Annotated in this window: 16 protein-coding genes; 10 read left to right on the forward strand and 6 right to left on the reverse strand. The window is 32.0% G+C overall.

Features of this window, described 5'->3' with window-relative positions; all coding sequences use genetic code 11:
• The first annotated feature begins 12 nt into the window (after positions 1 to 12).
• The 4 genes from BXU10_RS13065 to BXU10_RS13085 all read left to right on the forward strand — a co-directional run bounded on the left by BXU10_RS13065 (position 13) and on the right by BXU10_RS13085 (position 4698).
• Complete coding sequence (locus BXU10_RS13065) at positions 13 to 1287, forward strand: DUF4374 domain-containing protein (RefSeq protein WP_189328090.1); 1275 nt, start codon at positions 13 to 15, stop codon at positions 1285 to 1287.
• Positions 1288 to 1374: 87 nt separating this feature from the next.
• On the forward strand, positions 1375 to 2889 hold the full coding sequence (locus tag BXU10_RS13070; RefSeq protein WP_078227684.1) for an ankyrin repeat domain-containing protein: 1515 nt from the start codon (positions 1375 to 1377) through the stop codon (positions 2887 to 2889).
• A 4-nt stretch (positions 2890 to 2893) separates the two neighbouring features.
• On the forward strand, positions 2894 to 3376 hold the full coding sequence (locus tag BXU10_RS13075; RefSeq protein ID WP_078227685.1) for a DUF2271 domain-containing protein: 483 nt from the start codon (positions 2894 to 2896) through the stop codon (positions 3374 to 3376).
• A gap of 147 nt (positions 3377 to 3523) precedes the next feature.
• Positions 3524 to 4698, forward strand: a protein-coding gene (locus BXU10_RS13085) for an IS3 family transposase (protein WP_223255388.1) whose coding sequence is annotated in 2 segments (ribosomal slippage) — positions 3524 to 3779 and positions 3779 to 4698 — 1176 coding nt in all. Because the reading frame shifts where the segments join, the coding sequence is not laid out codon by codon here.
• Here the strand turns inward: BXU10_RS13085 and BXU10_RS13090 are convergent.
• A complete protein-coding gene (locus tag BXU10_RS13090; RefSeq protein ID WP_078227686.1) occupies positions 4672 to 5961 on the reverse strand; it encodes an O-antigen ligase in 1290 nt (429 codons plus the stop codon). The two genes, BXU10_RS13085 and BXU10_RS13090, sit on opposite strands and share 27 nt — an antisense overlap.
• Positions 5962 to 6056: 95 nt before the next feature.
• Here BXU10_RS13090 and BXU10_RS13095 point away from each other — a divergent pair, with 95 nt between their 5' ends.
• The gene (locus tag BXU10_RS13095) at positions 6057 to 7592 is read left to right on the forward strand and encodes a transglutaminase-like domain-containing protein (RefSeq protein WP_078227687.1); all 1536 of its coding nucleotides are present in this window, start codon (positions 6057 to 6059) and stop codon (positions 7590 to 7592) included.
• Positions 7593 to 7660: 68 nt separating this feature from the next.
• Here the strand turns inward: BXU10_RS13095 and BXU10_RS13100 are convergent, their stop codons facing one another.
• From BXU10_RS13100 to BXU10_RS13115, 4 genes are read right to left on the reverse strand one after another with little or no spacing between them, the layout of a single operon-like run.
• Positions 7661 to 8458, reverse strand: a complete 798-nt coding sequence (locus tag BXU10_RS13100; RefSeq protein ID WP_078227688.1) for a hypothetical protein — start codon at positions 8456 to 8458, stop codon at positions 7661 to 7663.
• Positions 8459 to 8515: 57 nt separating this feature from the next.
• Positions 8516 to 10096, reverse strand: a complete 1581-nt coding sequence (locus tag BXU10_RS13105; RefSeq protein WP_123921993.1) for a hypothetical protein — start codon at positions 10094 to 10096, stop codon at positions 8516 to 8518.
• 4 nt (positions 10097 to 10100) lie between these two features.
• Positions 10101 to 11579 carry a T9SS type A sorting domain-containing protein gene (locus BXU10_RS13110; protein ID WP_078227690.1) on the reverse strand — a complete coding sequence of 493 codons (1479 nt, stop codon included), beginning with the start codon at positions 11577 to 11579 and terminating at the stop codon, positions 10101 to 10103.
• Positions 11580 to 11611: 32 nt separating this feature from the next.
• Positions 11612 to 12739: a hypothetical protein gene (locus BXU10_RS13115; RefSeq protein ID WP_123921994.1), complete on the reverse strand. Its 1128-nt coding sequence runs from the start codon at positions 12737 to 12739 to the stop codon at positions 11612 to 11614.
• Between the two features lie 622 nt (positions 12740 to 13361).
• Between BXU10_RS13115 and BXU10_RS13120 the strand changes: the two genes are divergently transcribed.
• The 3 genes from BXU10_RS13120 (at position 13362) to BXU10_RS13130 (ending at position 14567) form a co-directional block, all read left to right on the forward strand.
• Positions 13362 to 13841 (forward strand): hypothetical protein, encoded by a 480-nt coding sequence (locus BXU10_RS13120; protein ID WP_078227692.1) that lies wholly within the window; start codon positions 13362 to 13364, stop codon positions 13839 to 13841.
• Between the two features lie 136 nt (positions 13842 to 13977).
• Positions 13978 to 14322, forward strand: a complete 345-nt coding sequence (locus tag BXU10_RS13125) for a DUF4134 domain-containing protein (protein ID WP_078227693.1) — start codon at positions 13978 to 13980, stop codon at positions 14320 to 14322.
• A gap of 11 nt (positions 14323 to 14333) precedes the next feature.
• Positions 14334 to 14567 carry a hypothetical protein gene (locus BXU10_RS13130; protein ID WP_078227694.1) on the forward strand — a complete coding sequence of 78 codons (234 nt, stop codon included), beginning with the start codon at positions 14334 to 14336 and terminating at the stop codon, positions 14565 to 14567.
• On the opposite strand, the gene BXU10_RS13135 is transcribed toward BXU10_RS13130, so the two are convergent.
• Positions 14545 to 15719 (reverse strand): IS3 family transposase gene (locus BXU10_RS13135; protein ID WP_223255423.1). Its coding sequence is split into 2 segments (ribosomal slippage): positions 14545 to 15464 and positions 15464 to 15719, totalling 1176 coding nucleotides; the frame shifts between segments, so codons are not numbered across the junction. The two genes, BXU10_RS13130 and BXU10_RS13135, sit on opposite strands and share 23 nt — an antisense overlap.
• 188 nt (positions 15720 to 15907) lie before the next feature.
• Between BXU10_RS13135 and BXU10_RS13145 the strand changes: the two genes are divergently transcribed.
• Together BXU10_RS13145 and BXU10_RS13150 are read left to right on the forward strand one after the other, a co-directional pair.
• On the forward strand, positions 15908 to 16525 hold the full coding sequence (locus BXU10_RS13145) for a Crp/Fnr family transcriptional regulator (protein ID WP_078227695.1): 618 nt from the start codon (positions 15908 to 15910) through the stop codon (positions 16523 to 16525).
• Between the two features lie 102 nt (positions 16526 to 16627).
• Positions 16628 to 17278, forward strand: coding sequence for an NADPH-dependent F420 reductase (locus BXU10_RS13150; protein WP_078227696.1), 651 nt, complete (start codon positions 16628 to 16630; stop codon positions 17276 to 17278).
• Positions 17279 to 17367 lie beyond the last annotated feature (89 nt).

Below are 17367 nucleotides of genomic sequence, written 5' to 3' on the forward strand. Positions count from 1 at the left end.
AAAATGAAAACTATGAATCGATTATTAAAAAGCAAATTTCTGCTTATAAGTTTAGCTATGCTAACTCTTGCTTCTTGTTCAAATGACAATAATTCTGGTGATGGAGAAACGGTAGATCCTTCCAAAGCCGACAAATACTTTTTGGCTGGAACATCATCTGACGGAACGACTACATTTACTTATACTATGGCGGTTAAAGACCTTGCAAAAGACACTTTAATCAGCACCAATTATCCAGGAACTATCGAAAATATTGGTAGTTATACGCAGTGGGGATATAGCGGAACCAAAGCACTTTTTGCAATCAGTTACCAACAGGGTAATCCGGCACCGGGTTCTGTTTTTCAATTGAGTTCTACAGGAGTTTTAAAAAAAATTGATGATTTTGTACTTGATAAAGGTTTTAATTCTATTGGTACTTTTAGCAATTATTTGGTTGCTGTCGCAAATGGCGAAACGCTTACTGGAGCAAATGATGGCAAAAGAGGTTCCATCTTTTACTCCTTTGATTTAAACAATAACAATGCCATTACTCCTTACGCCACTTTAGGAGAAGGATTTGTTGGAGGTGACCAAATTGCAAGTTTTGTGGGTGTAGCCGATGCAGGAAATGACAACTTTTTCACTGCTGTTAATTTAGCCGTAGGACCTAGTGCAAGGCCAGTAAATGTTGATAGTATCTATATTGCAAAAATGGATGCCAAGGCAAAAAAAGTCCTTCTTTACAAAGACGATCGTTTGAGTGCTTCAGGTGGGCAGTATCGTTCTGCCCGATACGGACAACTTGCTAATGATGCGGACGGAAATACTTATGTCTTTTCTACAGGATATGGTGCAACTACTAAAAAAAGTGGCGCTTTGTTAATCAAAAAAAATGCAACGGCTTTTGATGCAGCTTATTATTTTAATATTGAAGAAGCTTCTGGTGGCTATAAACTGCGTAAAGTCTGGAATGTTACTGCAGATTACTTTCTTTTAGAAATGTACAATACTGCCGGAGTAGTTGCCTCTACTGTTGCTGCAACGCAATATGCAATTGTTCGCATGAGTACCAAAGATTTTAAATGGGTAAGAACAGGTTTTCCTTCTACAACTGAAATTACAAGTGTGGGATGGCCATTTACGGCAGACGGAAAAGCTTATATTTCTGCTGTAACACCAAACACAAATCCAACGGTTTACGTAATTGATCCTATTACAGCAACAGCCAAAAAAGGTATCTCTGTATCTGGAGTATCTGCAATTCCTGGAATGGGTAAGTTGAGTCCGCAAAGCGATATTCAATAATTCTAAAGAAAGAAAAAAACAAATAAAATAATAGGCTTCTGGTAAGTTAGTTACCCTTATCAGCAGCCTGTTTTAAAAACAAATCCAATGAAAAAAATAACTTTTTTAGGGATTGCACTAGCTTCAATGACTTTTGTAAATGCACAAACATCCAAAATAAAAATTCTGGATAGAGAATTTTGGCAAACAAAACCAGATGTTACTGCTGTAAAAGCAGCATTGAATGGTTTTAAATTTGCTGATGTAAAAAATGGCGATGACCCTTTAAGTTTAGCGATTAGTAATGATGCTCCAATAGAAGTAATCAAATATCTGGCAGATCAGCCTGCAATTGATTTCAAAAGAAATATACGTGAAGGAAGAACGTATTTACATGTAGCCGCTTCAAAACCAAATGCAGCCGCGGTTGATTATCTATTGCAAAAAGGGGCTGATATGAATTTTTTATGTCATCACGATCAAACCGCATTAACTTTTGCTGGTTTTAGCGGAACGGTAAATCTAGATGTAATAAAAGCTTTTGAAAAACACGGATTAGATTTAAAAAAGACCTATCCTGCTAAAAATGATGCTAATATTCTTTTATTGTCAGTAGGATCAGATACCGATTTTAGCATTACTAATTATTTAATTTCCAAAGGTCTTTCTATCCAATCGCTAGATAATAAAGGCAATAATGCTTTTGATTATGCGGTAAAATACGGAAAAGTAAGTGTTTTAAAAAAGTTAGTTGAAAAAGGTGTTAAATATTCGGATAAGGACTTGATTTTTGCTGCTCAAGGTGCTTTTCGTAAAGCCAATAAAATCGATGTTTTTCAATACCTGGTAGAAGATTTAAAAATTAAACCTACTGTTACCAGTGAGACAAAAGGAAACGTACTACACTATATAGTAACTAAAAACAATCAGGAAGATATTATCACTTATTTTTTTAATAAAGGTGTAGATATCAATCAGACCGATAAAGAAGGTAATACTCCTTTTATTGGTGCAGCAAAAAGCAAAGAGAGCGGCCTTTTGACTTTATTATTGCCTAAAGTTAAAAACATAAATACAGTTAATAAAAAAGGGGAATCGGCACTTTCTATGGCTGTAACTAGTGGATCATCAGAAACCATTAAATTATTGTTAGACAAAGGTGCTGACATCAACGTAAAAGACACAGCAGGAAATACTTTAGCCTATTATCTTATCCAATCTTACAAAGGCAAAGGGGGGCGTGGTGTTTTTTCTAGAGATGGCGAAGATCCAAATGCAGATTTCGATAAAAAATTAGCAACATTAAAAACGGCAGGTTTAAACTTTAAAACACCTCAAGCAGAAGGCAATTCACTTTATCATTTAGCGATAGAAAAAAATGACTCTACTTTATTTAAAAAATTGGATGGTTTAGGTCTTGATATTAATGCAGTAAATAAAGAAGGTAATACTCCTTTGCATAAAGCGGCACTAAGTGCTAAAAATGATGAGCTACTTAAATTTTTGGTTACACAAGGCGCAAAAAAAGACATTAAAACAAGTTTTGATGAAACTGCTTACACACTGGCAAAAGAAAACGAAACGCTGATTAAGAATAATGTATCTGTAGAATTTTTAAAATAACAGCATGAAATCTAAATTTAAAATATATTTAATTATAGCATTTTTATGTTGTACAGCTTTTCAAGCGAATGCCCAAACCAGCAAATACAAATGTATGCTTCAAATGTCCAATTACATGGGAGAAGGGGCTTATATTGTCGTATCGCTTATCAATCCGCAAGGCAAATACGAAAAAACACTTTACGTAATGGGCGATGATAAAAAATGGTACAATACACTCAAAGAATGGCACGCTTTTTATTCCAAGAAACCCACCAACATTAGTGGTAAAACTGGCGCATCTGTTACCGGAGGAGACCGAAGTATGACGACATTTGAAATTGAAGATTCAAAAATCAATAGCGGTTACAAATTACGCTTTGAAACCGCTGTCGAAGATCAGAAATATTATGCCAATGACGCAGAAATAGAACTGAAAACACAAGCTTTAACTGAAAAAACGGATGGTAAAGGGTATATTAGATATGTACGTTTAAATAAAATCTGACATAATACCTCCTTTAGTTTGAGTTATAAATCAAAAGGATAGAAAAACATTTAACTTAAAATGTTCTCTATCCTTTTTTACATTTATGATTGGATGTGCTAACTTAGCGTGGAGTTCTAGTTAAGGACAAAATCTTAACTTTAGACCATGAAAGAAAATCGTAAAAATTACGACCGCATTTTCAAAGAGAAAGCAGTCCAATTAAGTTATGAAAGAGATAATATCTCTCTACTTGCCAAGGAACTTGGTATTACAGCTGCTTTGCTTTATAAATGGCGCCAAGATTATCAAGAATTTGGAACGGGAAGTTTTCCTGGAAAAGGCAATTTAAAACTAAGTCCCGAACAAGAAAAAATTCATGAACTTGAAAAAAAATTAAAAGAAGCAGAATTAGAACGTGATATCTTAAAAAAGGCAATAAGCATCTTTTCCAAGGGAGGTCGATGATTTATCTTTTCATAAAAGACCATGAAAAAATATATTCGATTGAAAAGATGTGCAAAGTTTTAGCAGTAAGCAACAGCAGTTACTATAAATGGAAAAAACAGATTGTTTCAGAAAGGCAAAAACGAGTGATTTTAATAAAAGAAGCAATAACTTCAATATATTTTAATACCAAACAGCGATATGGAAGTCCAAGAATTACTTTAGAACTTCAAAATATAGGATATCAAATATCTAGAATAACAGTCGCTAAATACATGAAGCAATTAGGTTTGTACAGTAAATTGAGTAAAAAATTTAAAGTAACAACCAATTCAAAACATAATCATTTTGTTGTTCCAAATATCTTAAAAAGAGAATTTACGGTGAAGGAACCATCTAAAGCTTGGGTTTCAGATATAACATATATTCAAACAAAGGACGGATTTTTGTATCTCACAATTATTTTGGATTTGTTCGACAGAAAAATAATTGGCTGGAGTCTAAGCAATGGTTTGAGTACTAAACAAACTACATTAACAGCTTGGAAAATGGCACTTAAAAATCGAAAAATTACAAATGAATTAATATTCCACTCCGACAGAGGAATTCAATATGCTAATAAAAGCTTTACTAATATGCTTGACTCTTTTAAAACTGTCACTAGAAGTATGAGCCGTAAAGGAGATTGCTGGGATAATGCTGTTGCAGAAAGTTTTTTCAAATCACTAAAAACAGAATTAATTTATGGGAATAAACTAATTACTAAAGAACAAATGGAACTTGAAATTTTTGAATACATCGAAATTTGGTACAATAAAAAAAGAAGGCACTCTGCTTTGAACTATAAAACTATTGAAGAATTTAATAAATTAACTAATTACAAAAATGTAGCTTAACTTTTTCTCTACTTTTTGTTTGCATATCCATTTACCGAAAACAACTAAAATAGAAAGAGCCCAAATGAGATAAATCATAGCATTTGGATTGTACAAAACCGACGTGAAAATCGCCAGAAAGCCAAAAGATAAAATCAATGCCAATCCTAACCTTGTATTTGGATTCAATAATAAATCTTTCCCTATAAAGAAAAGCACTAATCCAATCAAAATTAAACCGATAATACCTATTTCAAAAATGATTTGCAAATAGTCATTAAAAACATATGCTACATAATCGCCTACTTTTATTTCGCTCCAAGGACGTTTTGACTCTAAAAAGTAATCAGCCTTTGAATTATTGTAAATGCCTGTAAAATTGAAAATTCCATTGCCCAGAATTGGTTTTTCTAAAATAGGAGTAAGTGTTATTTTACGAATAAAGGATCTTCCGTCAACAGAATCAGTATTCATTTTGTATAGGAAATACAGACTTAAAATACCAAAAAATATAATAACCGAAAGTATTCCGAAAGCTTTCATCCGATTGTTTTTTATATACAAAACACATTTCTCTGAGGTGCCTAAAAAAACAGTAATGGCTACAAATATAGCGATCCATGATGCCCTGGACTCTGTCAATAGAAGCACATAGGTCATTAAAATTGCTGAGATAATCAACAAAAATTTTAAGAATTTATTTTTGGAAAATTGAAAAATAAATAAGTTAAGAGTAATAATCAGACCTATTACCATATTAATCCCGAGATAGTTTGGATTTATAAAAGTACCAACAACTTTAAAAAACTCATTGTCTGATTTTAGGAAATCAAACTCCTGCAATAATCCAATAATAGATTGTACAGAACATAAACCCCAAATTAAGTTGGCAGTAAAATTAAAAAGACCTTCTCTGTTTTTTTTATAGTCAAAACTCCATTTGAACAAATAAAATAATAGAATGTAACCCGAAAAAATCCAAAATTCATTGTACAAAAATCCAAAATAAGAATAGAAAAAATAATGTAAAACACAATAGACCAGAAAAACAAAAAAACAAATATCAACAACATGAATTTTCAATAATTTACTTCTGAAAAAAGTTATTGCTCTAAAAAAAAGCCATAAAACAATAACAGATACAATATACAGCTCTTGCCCCACTTTTATTGGATTAATCACAAATGAATAAGAAACAAATGGCAATCCGAAAATTAGAATTACGAATAAAAAAATAATTATTTTATCATTATTAGCAATGGAAATAAATTGTTTTAAATTCATTTATTTTGGTTTTTAAAATTTAATGGGAATGGGTTCAAATTTAATGAAATTAGCACTAAATTGCAGGAATAATTCTCAAATATACTTACATCAATATGTTTTCAATAAGAGCCAAAGTCTTTTTTACAACAGCATTCCTTTTATTTACTTTTATATCCTTTACACAGGCGCAGAGTCCACCAAAAGCATTTACCCCGGAACTGAATAAAGTTTTGGATTATTTCAAAAAAAAAGGTGATACAGAACAATATCAGACAGCTCTTTTTCTAATTACCAATATAGATGGGCATTATTCATCTAAAAACATTTGGCTTGACAAATCTGGTAAGGAAGTCTTTTTTAATACTACAAAATTCGCAGATATTGAAGAAGCAATTAAGGGATTCCAAAAATTAAAAGATAGTATTGTTTTAACACCCAAAGAAATAATTATAAAAGATAGGGATGTTATTGAATCTTCATTTTTGATAAAAAATATTGAGCTGGCTTATCAATCCTGGAAACAAAACCCTTGGTCGAGCAGTTATGATTTCAAAACATTTTGTGAATATATTTTACCATATCGAAGCCTTACGGAGCCTTTAGAGGATTGGCGGTCGGAATATCAATTTGCATATCAAAAAAGTACGACTAATTTATCTGATAAAAATGATCCTGTTGAATTGTGTTCGCAAATAATAAAAGATATAAAACATTTTGATTTTGTAACAAGTCGGTTTGATCCAAAACAACTTCTAGGCCCTTCTGAATTATTGTTTTGGAGACAGGGTAATTGTCCAGATTTAGCTAATGTTGCATTATTTGCTTGTCGCTCATTGGGAGTAGCAGTGACGTTTGACTTTACGCCTCACTATGCAGCTTCTTCCAACAGACATTTTTGGAATACTGTTATTGATAATAAAGGGGTTCATGTTCCGTTTAATGGGAATCAGGATCTGCCATATATTTATAGTCCTAACCATAGGAGAATGGGGAAAGTTTTTAGATCTACATTCTCTAATCAAAAACAAAGTTTGGCGGCAATACTTCCTGCAAACCAAATTCCTGATCCATTTCTTAAAAGCAAAAATATTCTTGATGTAACTTCAGAATATGTTCCTGTGAGTGATGTAAACTATATTTTTGAGAATGTAACTTCATCGCAAATTGGATACATCTGTGTTTTTAATCGAGGCTCTTGGAATACAGTTGATTGGGCAAAAGTTACAGATAAAAGAACAACTTTTACCAATATGGGCAGAAACATTGTATATCTGCCAGGAATTTATGATGGCAGCAAAATGATTTTTGAAAAATATCCTGTTTTGGTCGATACTAAAGGGCTGCAAACAATTTTGAAACCAGATTACGGAGTTCTTTATACAGCTAATTTATCCAGAAGCAATGAAATTAAAAACGAATTTAAAGACAACAATCCTTTACAGATCATAAAGGGAGAAAAGTATACTTTGTTCATATGGAATAATGGAAATTGGCAAGTGATAGAACAACAAATAGCAACTGCTGATGATTTGGTTTCTTTCTCAAAGATTCCGAAAAACGGGCTGTTTTTAATGGCTTCTTCAAAGCCGGATTTTTTTGAACGTATATTTACAATCAACATGCCTACGAACCAAATTACCTGGTATTAAAATTATAAAAAAAACTACAACCCGAAGAGTTGTAGTTTTATAGTCTTTCATTTTATTGTAAAAAATCTTTAAAAAGAACTGGACATCATATTGACCACCCTGTCGTGCCTGTAGCTTTTTATCTGAAGAGTTGTTTTGGTAATTATTTCTTTTCCTTTAATTGTTGGGTGATTTATATGATCATATTTAAAAACAACCTGATAAAATCTATAGTTCTTATAATCTAAATAGCCTAAGGCTATGCTTTTATGAGAATTTATATCTGTATTAGGGGTTCGTATAATTTCTTCATAATTTTTCAATAATTTTTCCTTCAATTCCTTGTCGCTTTCATTTAATTCAACTAAACCGTTTCCATTATAAAAAACGAGCGATTTTAAATACTGAGAATCGTCCTGACTTACCCTGCCACAATTTAATAAAGACATTAGTATTTCATTGGTTAAAGTGTTACAGATTTCACTTGTATTAATGTGTAAAGCATTTAAAGCTTCTATATATTGTCTGGTAAAAGTTGTATTTACCTTTTTTATAATGCCTGGTAAGCTCTTTTCATTTCTAAATTCCCAGTAATCCCTATGGGTGTTTGATAAAAAAGGAATAGCGTAACACTCTTTTTTTGAATTTATAAAGACCATTATCTTTTGGGGATCTCTTACGGTATCAGTCTGTGAATAAAGCTGGATTTCAAAATTATACTTGCCATTTTTGACACTTTTTTCAAATTTGTATTGATTAATTCCCCCTTTTAATATTTGGGGGAATTTTGCTGTAACTTCAGATAGTGCATAATCAATATCAGGTTCTTTATCTTTACATCCAATAAAAATAAACAAAGTGACAATAAGTGTTATTTTAATTTTCATATATGTATTTTTTATTGTGTATTACTTTTACATGTAATAACTGAAATTTTTGTTAGTTTAATTTTTTTGCGGCTTAAAAGGCACAGGGTATGGAGTTGGATCTCCAGGTCTATAAACGTTCAACTGTAGAACTTTTCCCAGATACGCCCCCCCCAATTCCGGTCGTACATAGTCAATTTTATACCCATAATTCGCACCTTTAGTATTAAAGTTATCAATAATACTATCTATTACATTTATGCTATAATTTCCTTGCGGGGTATTTCTGTTCATGTTCATAATATAATTAGCCATAGAGGCAATTACATCTTCTTTAAATTGAGGTGTTGTCATTCCAAAAGTAGAATGTCTTATTTGTTTCAGATAAACACCTACATGAGTTTCCAAAGTTTCTACATAATCTTTATCTTCATGATCTTCTTTATGAAAATTTTCATGAATTATAACGCTGATAAAATTAGATTTAACATCTAAATATTTACTGAATCCCCCGTTAATATTTAAATAGATGGTCAATAAGGCAGTAGATGCTGCACTAATATCAGAATCTTCATCTCCTTTGTTTGTCTTAAAAACAGTTCCTGGATCTACTCCCATTTTTGCTGCATAATAGGCTGCGATTTTTAAAACAGCATATCTGGATCCAATTGAATTGTCTAACTGTGAAGGGGTCAAATATTTTCCGTTTTTAAAAATTTTAACAGAGTTAGTATTGGTGTTAGGATGATTTGCTCCGGTAATTATTTTGCCGCTGGTGTCAAATATCTGGTCAGGACCCGTGCTATGGGTTATTGACTGATTTATAGTAGTAGTTGTGATACTGACTGAAGGATTTACGTTTGGATAGGAAATATCAGGAGCTGGATCATTATAAATTTTAACCATTTGATCTGTTGTAATAGTTGGATCATTTATTTGCATGTAAATAGCAAGAATTGCTTCAGCATTTTCCTTTTGATCTGCAGGAAGTCCAGCGGCAACTTTCGCAATTAAATCTGTAATAAATTTTTCTCGTCCGTTTGTCAGATCAGGTATTACTTTGTCTATGTATTCTCGTATAACCATAAATGCTTGTGGTAACGTTACAGTAGATTGATTGTTATAGCCGATAGCTACAAAAAAAGGAGAGCCTGGGGTTGTATCAATTGGTCCTGGAGTTACTACACGTGGTATTGCATCATAAGTAACTACAGGTGGCGTATTGGTATTAGAACCAGTACCATTACTAGGAACCGTTACTGTGGTGCCACCTCCGTTACCACCGCTGCCTTGATTTTGCTGCGCTTGATATTGTTGCTGCGCTAAAAGGGCTGCCGCTGCTGCTGCGTTAAGTGCTGCAAGATTAGCTGCATTTGCATTATTTGCTGCCTGATTGGCAGCAGCCTGAGCAGCTGCTTCCGCTGCTGAATATGCAGCTGCTTGTGCGGCAGCTTGAGCAGCAGCAGCAGCATTATTTGCATTAACTATCGCTTGTAATTGATAAGCTTGTAATAAATAGGGATTTGTGATTACATTTTCTGCCCCATTACCACCGGGATAGCCACAATTACAAGGATTGCCTTCATTATATTGTGCATATGTTCCCATACTTATAAAAAATAATAAAAGACAAATATATAGATTTAATGTTTTTTTCATGATTTTATTGTTTTATTAAAATTCTTGTATGGACCTGGTTGTCTACAGATACTCTCACTATATACATTCCTGATTTTAAATTGGTGCCATCCAGAGTATAATGGTGAGGTCCCAATTTCTGTAAAGTTTCCTGTTCCAAATTTATTAATGTATTGTTTCCGGATAAATCATATACTGATACGCTTACTTTAGCATCGTTTTCTAATTCGTAAGCTATTAATACATCAGTAACAAAAGGATTAGGATAGAATGCTATAAATTTGTCTTTTTGCGTACTTATAGCAATTAGTTCTTCATCGGATAATTCATCACTTGCTTCATTTACATCTTTTAGAATAAGTCGCATAGGAGGTCCAGGTTCTTGCCATTCTGATGTAAATGTTTCAATATTAGCAGTTAAATATGTTTTTTTATTTATAGCTTTAAAGTCAATTTGTGCCGATAATATTTGCCAGTTTAATGTGCTTGAAAGAGAATTGTCACTAAATGGCAAGTCTAATGTCATATTTAGATTTTCAAAATACAAGCTATTATCTTCCAGTATAGTTGTATTTTCTGTTACATAATTATTTAATTTCCATTTGTACTCAATTTCATTTTCATGAACAACAAATTCTAATGATATCGGTAATATTCTGGTAATTTCTTTACCCGACCAATCTAGTTCTATGAGTTTTCCTTTCCATTTACCATTTAAATATTTTGGTTTAATTACCTTCTTTTCTGTTTTTGATTCATCGGTAAGCCTAGTATCAATTGTTTTTTCAATAGTTTCTTTAGCAATGGCTGCATTATCTGGTGTCTCATTTTCATTGATTTGCATAGAAAGATTAGAATCAACAGATTGTCTTACGTTTTCGAAAATATGTTTGAGCATCATATTGCTGTTTGGTGTTTGGCTTTTGGTGAAATTAATTATGGCCTTTTGCTCATCCTTAACTACGCCATAACCAAAATAATAGCATATTCCCAGCCAGTGTTTTGCCATTGGAAAATTTGAAAGTTCAAACCACGATACTGCGGTTTTATAATTTTGAGCTACACCAAATCCTTTATAATGCATGTAGCCCAAACCGTATGCCGCACGTTCGTTGCCTTGATCGGCGGAAACTGTTAGCCAATATTTAGCTTTGTCAAAGTCAATGTCACAGCCTGTGCCTATCATATAAAAACGTCCCAAATTATAAGCAGCCGTTGAATTGCCGAGACTAGCTGCCTTCTTAATAAGTTCAAAAGCAGTATTTTCATTTTTTTCAACTCCAAGTCCTTCGTTGTACAAAATTCCTAGCCAGTTCATACAGTTCGTATTTCCCTCATTAGTTAAAGCTTCAAGTTGAAATAGACCTGTTGGATGGTTTTGGATATCGCCAACATCATATAAATTGATATTAATTTGTGTTATATAGTCAGTGTTGGCTTGCTGTGCCATACCATTATATAAACCTGTATAAAAAATAAAAAGAAGTAGAATTTTTTTCATCATATTGGTAATTAAAAATTATTGCTGTTTATAGATTATTTGGCGGTGTTGGAAGCTGTCATTTTTTGTACAGTTTCACGAATACCTTTTTCATGGCGATATTCTACGGCGCGAAGTTTTTGCTGGTATAATTCATAACTGTATTTGTAATATTCTTCAGTTACTACCTTTTCAGTATTTTTTTTCAATATGAGTTTTTCAATTTCACTATATTGTTGTTCTGTCAGATTATAAGTGACTCTTAAAGTTTGAAATTCTTTCTTAGAGTCTCGAATAATTCGGTTTTGCATTTGGGACACAAAAACTGTTTCAAACTCTTCTATTTTTAATATTTTACTTAATTGCTCACGAAATTCAAGATAAATTGGATATTCATCGTCATCAGGATCATGAAAATTGATTACGTTCGCTGCATCATTTTCTCTCCATGTTTTAAGCCTTTTGTCATTTCGTTCCTGTAAGATCTGTAATGCAATTAAAATTTTATGTATTCTGTCAGAATCAACATTCGCATCATTAAGTTTTTTAATAAGGTTGTCTGTTTTTGTATTTTTGGAATAGAATAATCCAAAACTCTTCAATAATTCCCTTTCCTTATCTGAGGATTTTATTTTTTCTTCGGTATAATTGTTCCATGATAAATTATCATCATAATTATAATATTCCTTGATAATAATTTCATTAGTAGTGGTTTCAGATAGCAGTTTTTTGAGTTTTGCTTCCTGATCGGGAGTAAGTCTGTATCTTTTTTTTAAAAGATTAAATTTATCATTTGCCATTAAATCTATTCTGGCATCCAGCTGAGGCAAAAACAGCTGTTTGAATTGTGCTATGGTAATAATTTCTGATAATGCGCGGATAAATTTCTGATTACTGTATTTAGTAGTCGTTTCTTCGTCATGTAATACAAAAGGATATTTGGCTTTCAGTTCGTTTTGCTGTTTTATGTCCTCAGCAATAAGCCTGTCTCTTTCTGTGATTAAATCCCTGACTTTGGCAGTCTGGTTTTTTGACAAACCGGCATTGTTCATTGTAGTTACAAAATTATCAATAAGATTATTTGTATCTGCTTGGCTAAAAGTAAGTTCAATTTGAAATAAAAATAGGACAAGAAAAAGAAAGGGTAATTTTTTGGTCAGGAATGATTTGGGGTTTTCTGGCATTTTTTTTGTAAAATTTTTCATCAAAAATAGTTACGCCAAATACGGGTATGTGGCAATATTTCGTCAAAATACGATACTATTTTATCATTTTTGAAAACTGGACTAACAGGTAATTAAAAACCAGATAATTTGTTTGAATTAAAATACTTTACTTGTTTTTACAAAATTCATATCACTATGACCGTAGAGAATTCGAATCACTTATTCGATTATTTAAAGATTTAAATGATGTCTAGTTTGAAGATTCGAAGTTCTTATTGCCTGCATTTTTATTATTGATTTTATTGATCCTTAAAGAATTGAACAAATTGATGTTAGTTTTTTAAAAGCACATGTTATGGGATACACATGTTAAAATTCTTTTGTAATCTTAAATAAATCCGTTAGATATTTGAATATCTACGATTTAGGAAGCTTGAATATTTTTCAACATTTTTTTAATTTTTTATTCTTGATTTTACTGGGGGTTCAACGGGGTACAACTGGGGTACAACAAAAAGTTGTACTTGTGGCAATTTTATCTCTATCGTTACTTTGCTCTGTAATGATGAAGACCCTGGTTTGGAATTATCCATTTACTGGGATTGTGAGAAACTAATGTAGAACGATAAAATGATGAGGTATGTTTACAAACATTTCATGGAGTAATTACATAGTTGTAGTTATTCTGCTATTGGCAAGCTGGTATTTATTTGTTGGATTTCGATTTTATTTTGATGATCTCAAAGAAGTCATATCAGGAAAACGGAAACTTCAATTCCGTGGATTTGAAAATCCAAGGTACGAGGATTCTCAATCCGAATTAAATTATCAGGAATCACCTGAAGCAATCTCAGAACAAACTTCCTTCGGAGAGTTTGACACTACCTTTCAGGACGTTGATACTTTGGTGGCACGATTAAAAAGTTTTATAGCAGATGCAGCAAAGAAAAAATTAGTCCAAAAAGAATTTACCTATTATCTGCAGCTTCTCCTAAGAGAATTCCCTTCAGTGAAAAATTCCCCTTTTAATTCTTCGATAAGTGAATTGATAGTTTCAGAATGTGACAAACTCGAATCAATTACTTTAACCCAGAAGGAAGCAGAAGCCCTTTGGGAATAAACTCTAAAAAATATAACGGAGGAACTGTCCCTGTCTGTCCCGGCGCAGTATGACAGATGTAACAGGAAAGTGGACTGCGACAGCGGCTACACCTCCGTTTTTTATCTAAATTTTTAAACTTTAAAAATAATGAGCGATGAAAAAATGGAACTGGAATTTTAAAAAGTTTATTGAGCAAAGAACAGATAGTATCTGTATGCTTCTGGTACAAATCCTTTTTGTGATCAGTTATGAAACCTATGCCCAGGATGGTCTGGCAGGAATCAATGAAGCCAACCAACAAGTACGAAGTTACTTTGATGCAGGAACGGAACTAATGTATGCGGTAGGAGCATTATTAGGTCTTATTGGCGCTGTGAAAGTATATCAAAAATGGAATGCAGGTGATCCTGATACCGGAAAAGTAGCGGCAGCCTGGTTTGGAAGCTGTGTTTTTCTGGTGGTAGTGGCTACCGTAATCAAATCCTTCTTTGGGATTTAAAACCAATTGCTATGGAAGAGCTACTCAAAGAAAAGTTATGGTTTTATATTATCCATAACAATCCAGATTTGATGTTTACACTACAGGAAGATTATAGTGTATTGGATTATCTCAATGAGAAAATAAATAGTGTAAAATCTATATTGAACGATATGTTATCAGATGGTACACCTAAATACATCATCGAAGAAATGGATATGCAAACAAAAAGTAGAGAAAAAGTTAAGCTACATTTTTGTAATTAGTTAATTTATTAAATTCTTCAATAGTTTTATAGTTCAAAGCAGAGTGCCTTCTTTTTTTATTGTACCAAATTTCGATGTATTCAAAAATTTCAAGTTCCATTTGTTCTTTAGTAATTAGTTTATTCCCATAAATTAATTCTGTTTTTAGTGATTTGAAAAAACTTTCTGCAACAGCATTATCCCAGCAATCTCCTTTACGGCTCATACTTCTAGTGACAGTTTTAAAAGAGTCAAGCATATTAGTAAAGCTTTTATTAGCATATTGAATTCCTCTGTCGGAGTGGAATATTAATTCATTTGTAATTTTTCGATTTTTAAGTGCCATTTTCCAAGCTGTTAATGTAGTTTGTTTAGTACTCAAACCATTGCTTAGACTCCAGCCAATTATTTTTCTGTCGAACAAATCCAAAATAATTGTGAGATACAAAAATCCGTCCTTTGTTTGAATATATGTTATATCTGAAACCCAAGCTTTAGATGGTTCCTTCACCGTAAATTCTCTTTTTAAGATATTTGGAACAACAAAATGATTATGTTTTGAATTGGTTGTTACTTTAAATTTTTTACTCAATTTACTGTACAAACCTAATTGCTTCATGTATTTAGCGACTGTTATTCTAGATATTTGATATCCTATATTTTGAAGTTCTAAAGTAATTCTTGGACTTCCATATCGCTGTTTGGTATTAAAATATATTGAAGTTATTGCTTCTTTTATTAAAATCACTCGTTTTTGCCTTTGTGAAACAATCTGTTTTTTCCATTTATAGTAACTGCTGTTGCTTACTGCTAAAACTTTGCACATCTTTTCAATCGAATATATTTTTTCATGGTCTTTTATGAAAAGATAAATCATCGACCTCCCTTGGAAAAGATGCTTATTGCCTTTTTTAAGATATCACGTTCTAATTCTGCTTCTTTTAATTTTTTTTCAAGTTCATGAATTTTTTCTTGTTCGGGACTTAGTTTTAAATTGCCTTTTCCAGGAAAACTTCCCGTTCCAAATTCTTGATAATCTTGGCGCCATTTATAAAGCAAAGCAGCTGTAATACCAAGTTCCTTGGCAAGTAGAGAGATATTATCTCTTTCATAACTTAATTGGACTGCTTTCTCTTTGAAAATGCGGTCGTAATTTTTACGATTTTCTTTCATGGTCTAAAGTTAAGATTTTGTCCTTAACTAGAACTCCACGCTAAGTTAGCACATCCATCCTTTAATATACAATTAATACAAAATCATTAGAAAAGTATGATGAAAAACTAAAAAAACATTTTAAACTACTAATTTTGTATTTATAAAATAATTTAAAAATTTTGTTTTGAAAAAATTTAACATAATCTATGGAGAAAAAGTTAACTATATCAGCTGTAGAACCTTTACTTGATTACTTTAAAAAAAGAGGTTATATTCTTAATGCTTTAGAGAATGCATTAGTACAAGAGAAGTTTCATTCACGACTTTATAGAAAAAAACAATACGTTCTTCAAGAAGGTGATGTTTGTACAAAATTTAATTTTGTTGTTAGAGGCTGCCTGAGAACCTATAATGTTGATAAAAAAGGAAGTATTCATATTTTACAATTTGCTGTTGAAAACAATTGGATTAATGATCTTGGTAGTTTCCACGGGATGAAACCCTCTAAAATGAATATTGATGCCATAGAAGATACAGTTGTTTTGCAAATTAATTATGAAGATTTAATCTCTTTATATAAACAGTCTCCTATTTTTGATCGTATTTTTAGAGTATTGATTGAAAATGGTTATATCCATTTACAAGAACGATTACTGCAAAATATAAGTTCAACAGCTGAAGAACGCTATGAATCTTTTTTAAGTCGTTTTCCACATTTAATTAATCGTATTTCTCAAGTTCAAATAGCCGCTTATCTTGGAGTTACTCCAGAATTTTTAAGTAGGTTAAGAAATCAACGAACTAAAGTTTCTCAAAAAACTTAATCTACATCAAGACTATTTCTTAAACTATGTCATTGGAAAACCTTTGTCCAATGTCGGAGATTTGTACTCACAAATTATAGTTAACAAAAAATAGAAATAGTTATGGCACAAAAATCAAAAGTTGCAGTAATCGGTTTAGGAAATATCGGTACTGCTTTAGTTACAAATCTTGTAAAAGGAAATCGTTCAGTTATTATTGCTGATAAAACATTTGAAAAAGCAACAAATCTTGCTCAAAATTTAGGAAGTCTTGTTCAACCTGCAACTATTACTGATGCAGTTAAAGAAGCAGATATTGTTGTTTTAGCAATTTATTTCGACCCTATTAAAGATTTTTTCAAAACGTATTCGACTGAATTACAAGGTAAAATTATTGTTGATCCTTCTAATCCAATAGGTTTAGATGAAAATGGTGGTTTCAAAAAAATTATTGGTGAAAACGAATCTGCTGGGCAAATTCTTTCAACGTTGTTGCCGTCTGGAGCTAGATTAGCTAAAGCATTAGGTACATTAGGCGCTGCTTCATTGGCAAGTGCTTCTTTTCAAGCTCCAGAAAAAGCTGTTGAATTTTATGCTACTGATGATAATAGTATTGATACTGAAGTTGAAGATTTAATTCGCGATAACGGTTTTGAACCTTTTAAAGTAGGAAGTTTAGATAAATCGATTAGAATTGAAGTGTTTGGTGACTTACATGAATTTGGAGCCTTAGGTAAAACTGTTACTCTTGCTGAAGTAAAAGAACTTGCATAAGCATATACAGAAACAAATCTCTGTTTGAAACTAAATAGTATTTTCAAACAGAGATTAAAAAAACATTTTTCAACAAACTAATCTAAAAA

Source organism: Flavobacterium sp. LM4 (genome assembly GCF_002017935.1).
In the GTDB taxonomy this organism is placed as follows: domain Bacteria; phylum Bacteroidota; class Bacteroidia; order Flavobacteriales; family Flavobacteriaceae; genus Flavobacterium; species Flavobacterium chungangense.

Coding starts and splice junctions, on each gene's coding strand:
- BXU10_RS13100 (WP_078227688.1), bottom strand. CDS start 8,458: ATGAAAATTAAAATAACACTTATTGTCACTTTGTTTATTTTTATTGGA.
- BXU10_RS13075 (WP_078227685.1), top strand. CDS start 2,894: ATGAAATCTAAATTTAAAATATATTTAATTATAGCATTTTTATGTTGT.
- BXU10_RS13065 (WP_189328090.1), top strand. CDS start 13: ATGAATCGATTATTAAAAAGCAAATTTCTGCTTATAAGTTTAGCTATG.
- BXU10_RS13115 (WP_123921994.1), bottom strand. CDS start 12,739: ATGCCAGAAAACCCCAAATCATTCCTGACCAAAAAATTACCCTTTCTT.
- BXU10_RS13125 (WP_078227693.1), top strand. CDS start 13,978: ATGAAAAAATGGAACTGGAATTTTAAAAAGTTTATTGAGCAAAGAACA.
- BXU10_RS13120 (WP_078227692.1), top strand. CDS start 13,362: ATGTTTACAAACATTTCATGGAGTAATTACATAGTTGTAGTTATTCTG.
- BXU10_RS13095 (WP_078227687.1), top strand. CDS start 6,057: ATGTTTTCAATAAGAGCCAAAGTCTTTTTTACAACAGCATTCCTTTTA.
- BXU10_RS13070 (WP_078227684.1), top strand. CDS start 1,375: ATGAAAAAAATAACTTTTTTAGGGATTGCACTAGCTTCAATGACTTTT.
- BXU10_RS13110 (WP_078227690.1), bottom strand. CDS start 11,579: ATGATGAAAAAAATTCTACTTCTTTTTATTTTTTATACAGGTTTATAT.
- BXU10_RS13150 (WP_078227696.1), top strand. CDS start 16,628: ATGGCACAAAAATCAAAAGTTGCAGTAATCGGTTTAGGAAATATCGGT.
- BXU10_RS13090 (WP_078227686.1), bottom strand. CDS start 5,961: ATGAATTTAAAACAATTTATTTCCATTGCTAATAATGATAAAATAATT.
- BXU10_RS13130 (WP_078227694.1), top strand. CDS start 14,334: ATGGAAGAGCTACTCAAAGAAAAGTTATGGTTTTATATTATCCATAAC.
- BXU10_RS13105 (WP_123921993.1), bottom strand. CDS start 10,096: ATGAAAAAAACATTAAATCTATATATTTGTCTTTTATTATTTTTTATA.
- BXU10_RS13145 (WP_078227695.1), top strand. CDS start 15,908: ATGGAGAAAAAGTTAACTATATCAGCTGTAGAACCTTTACTTGATTAC.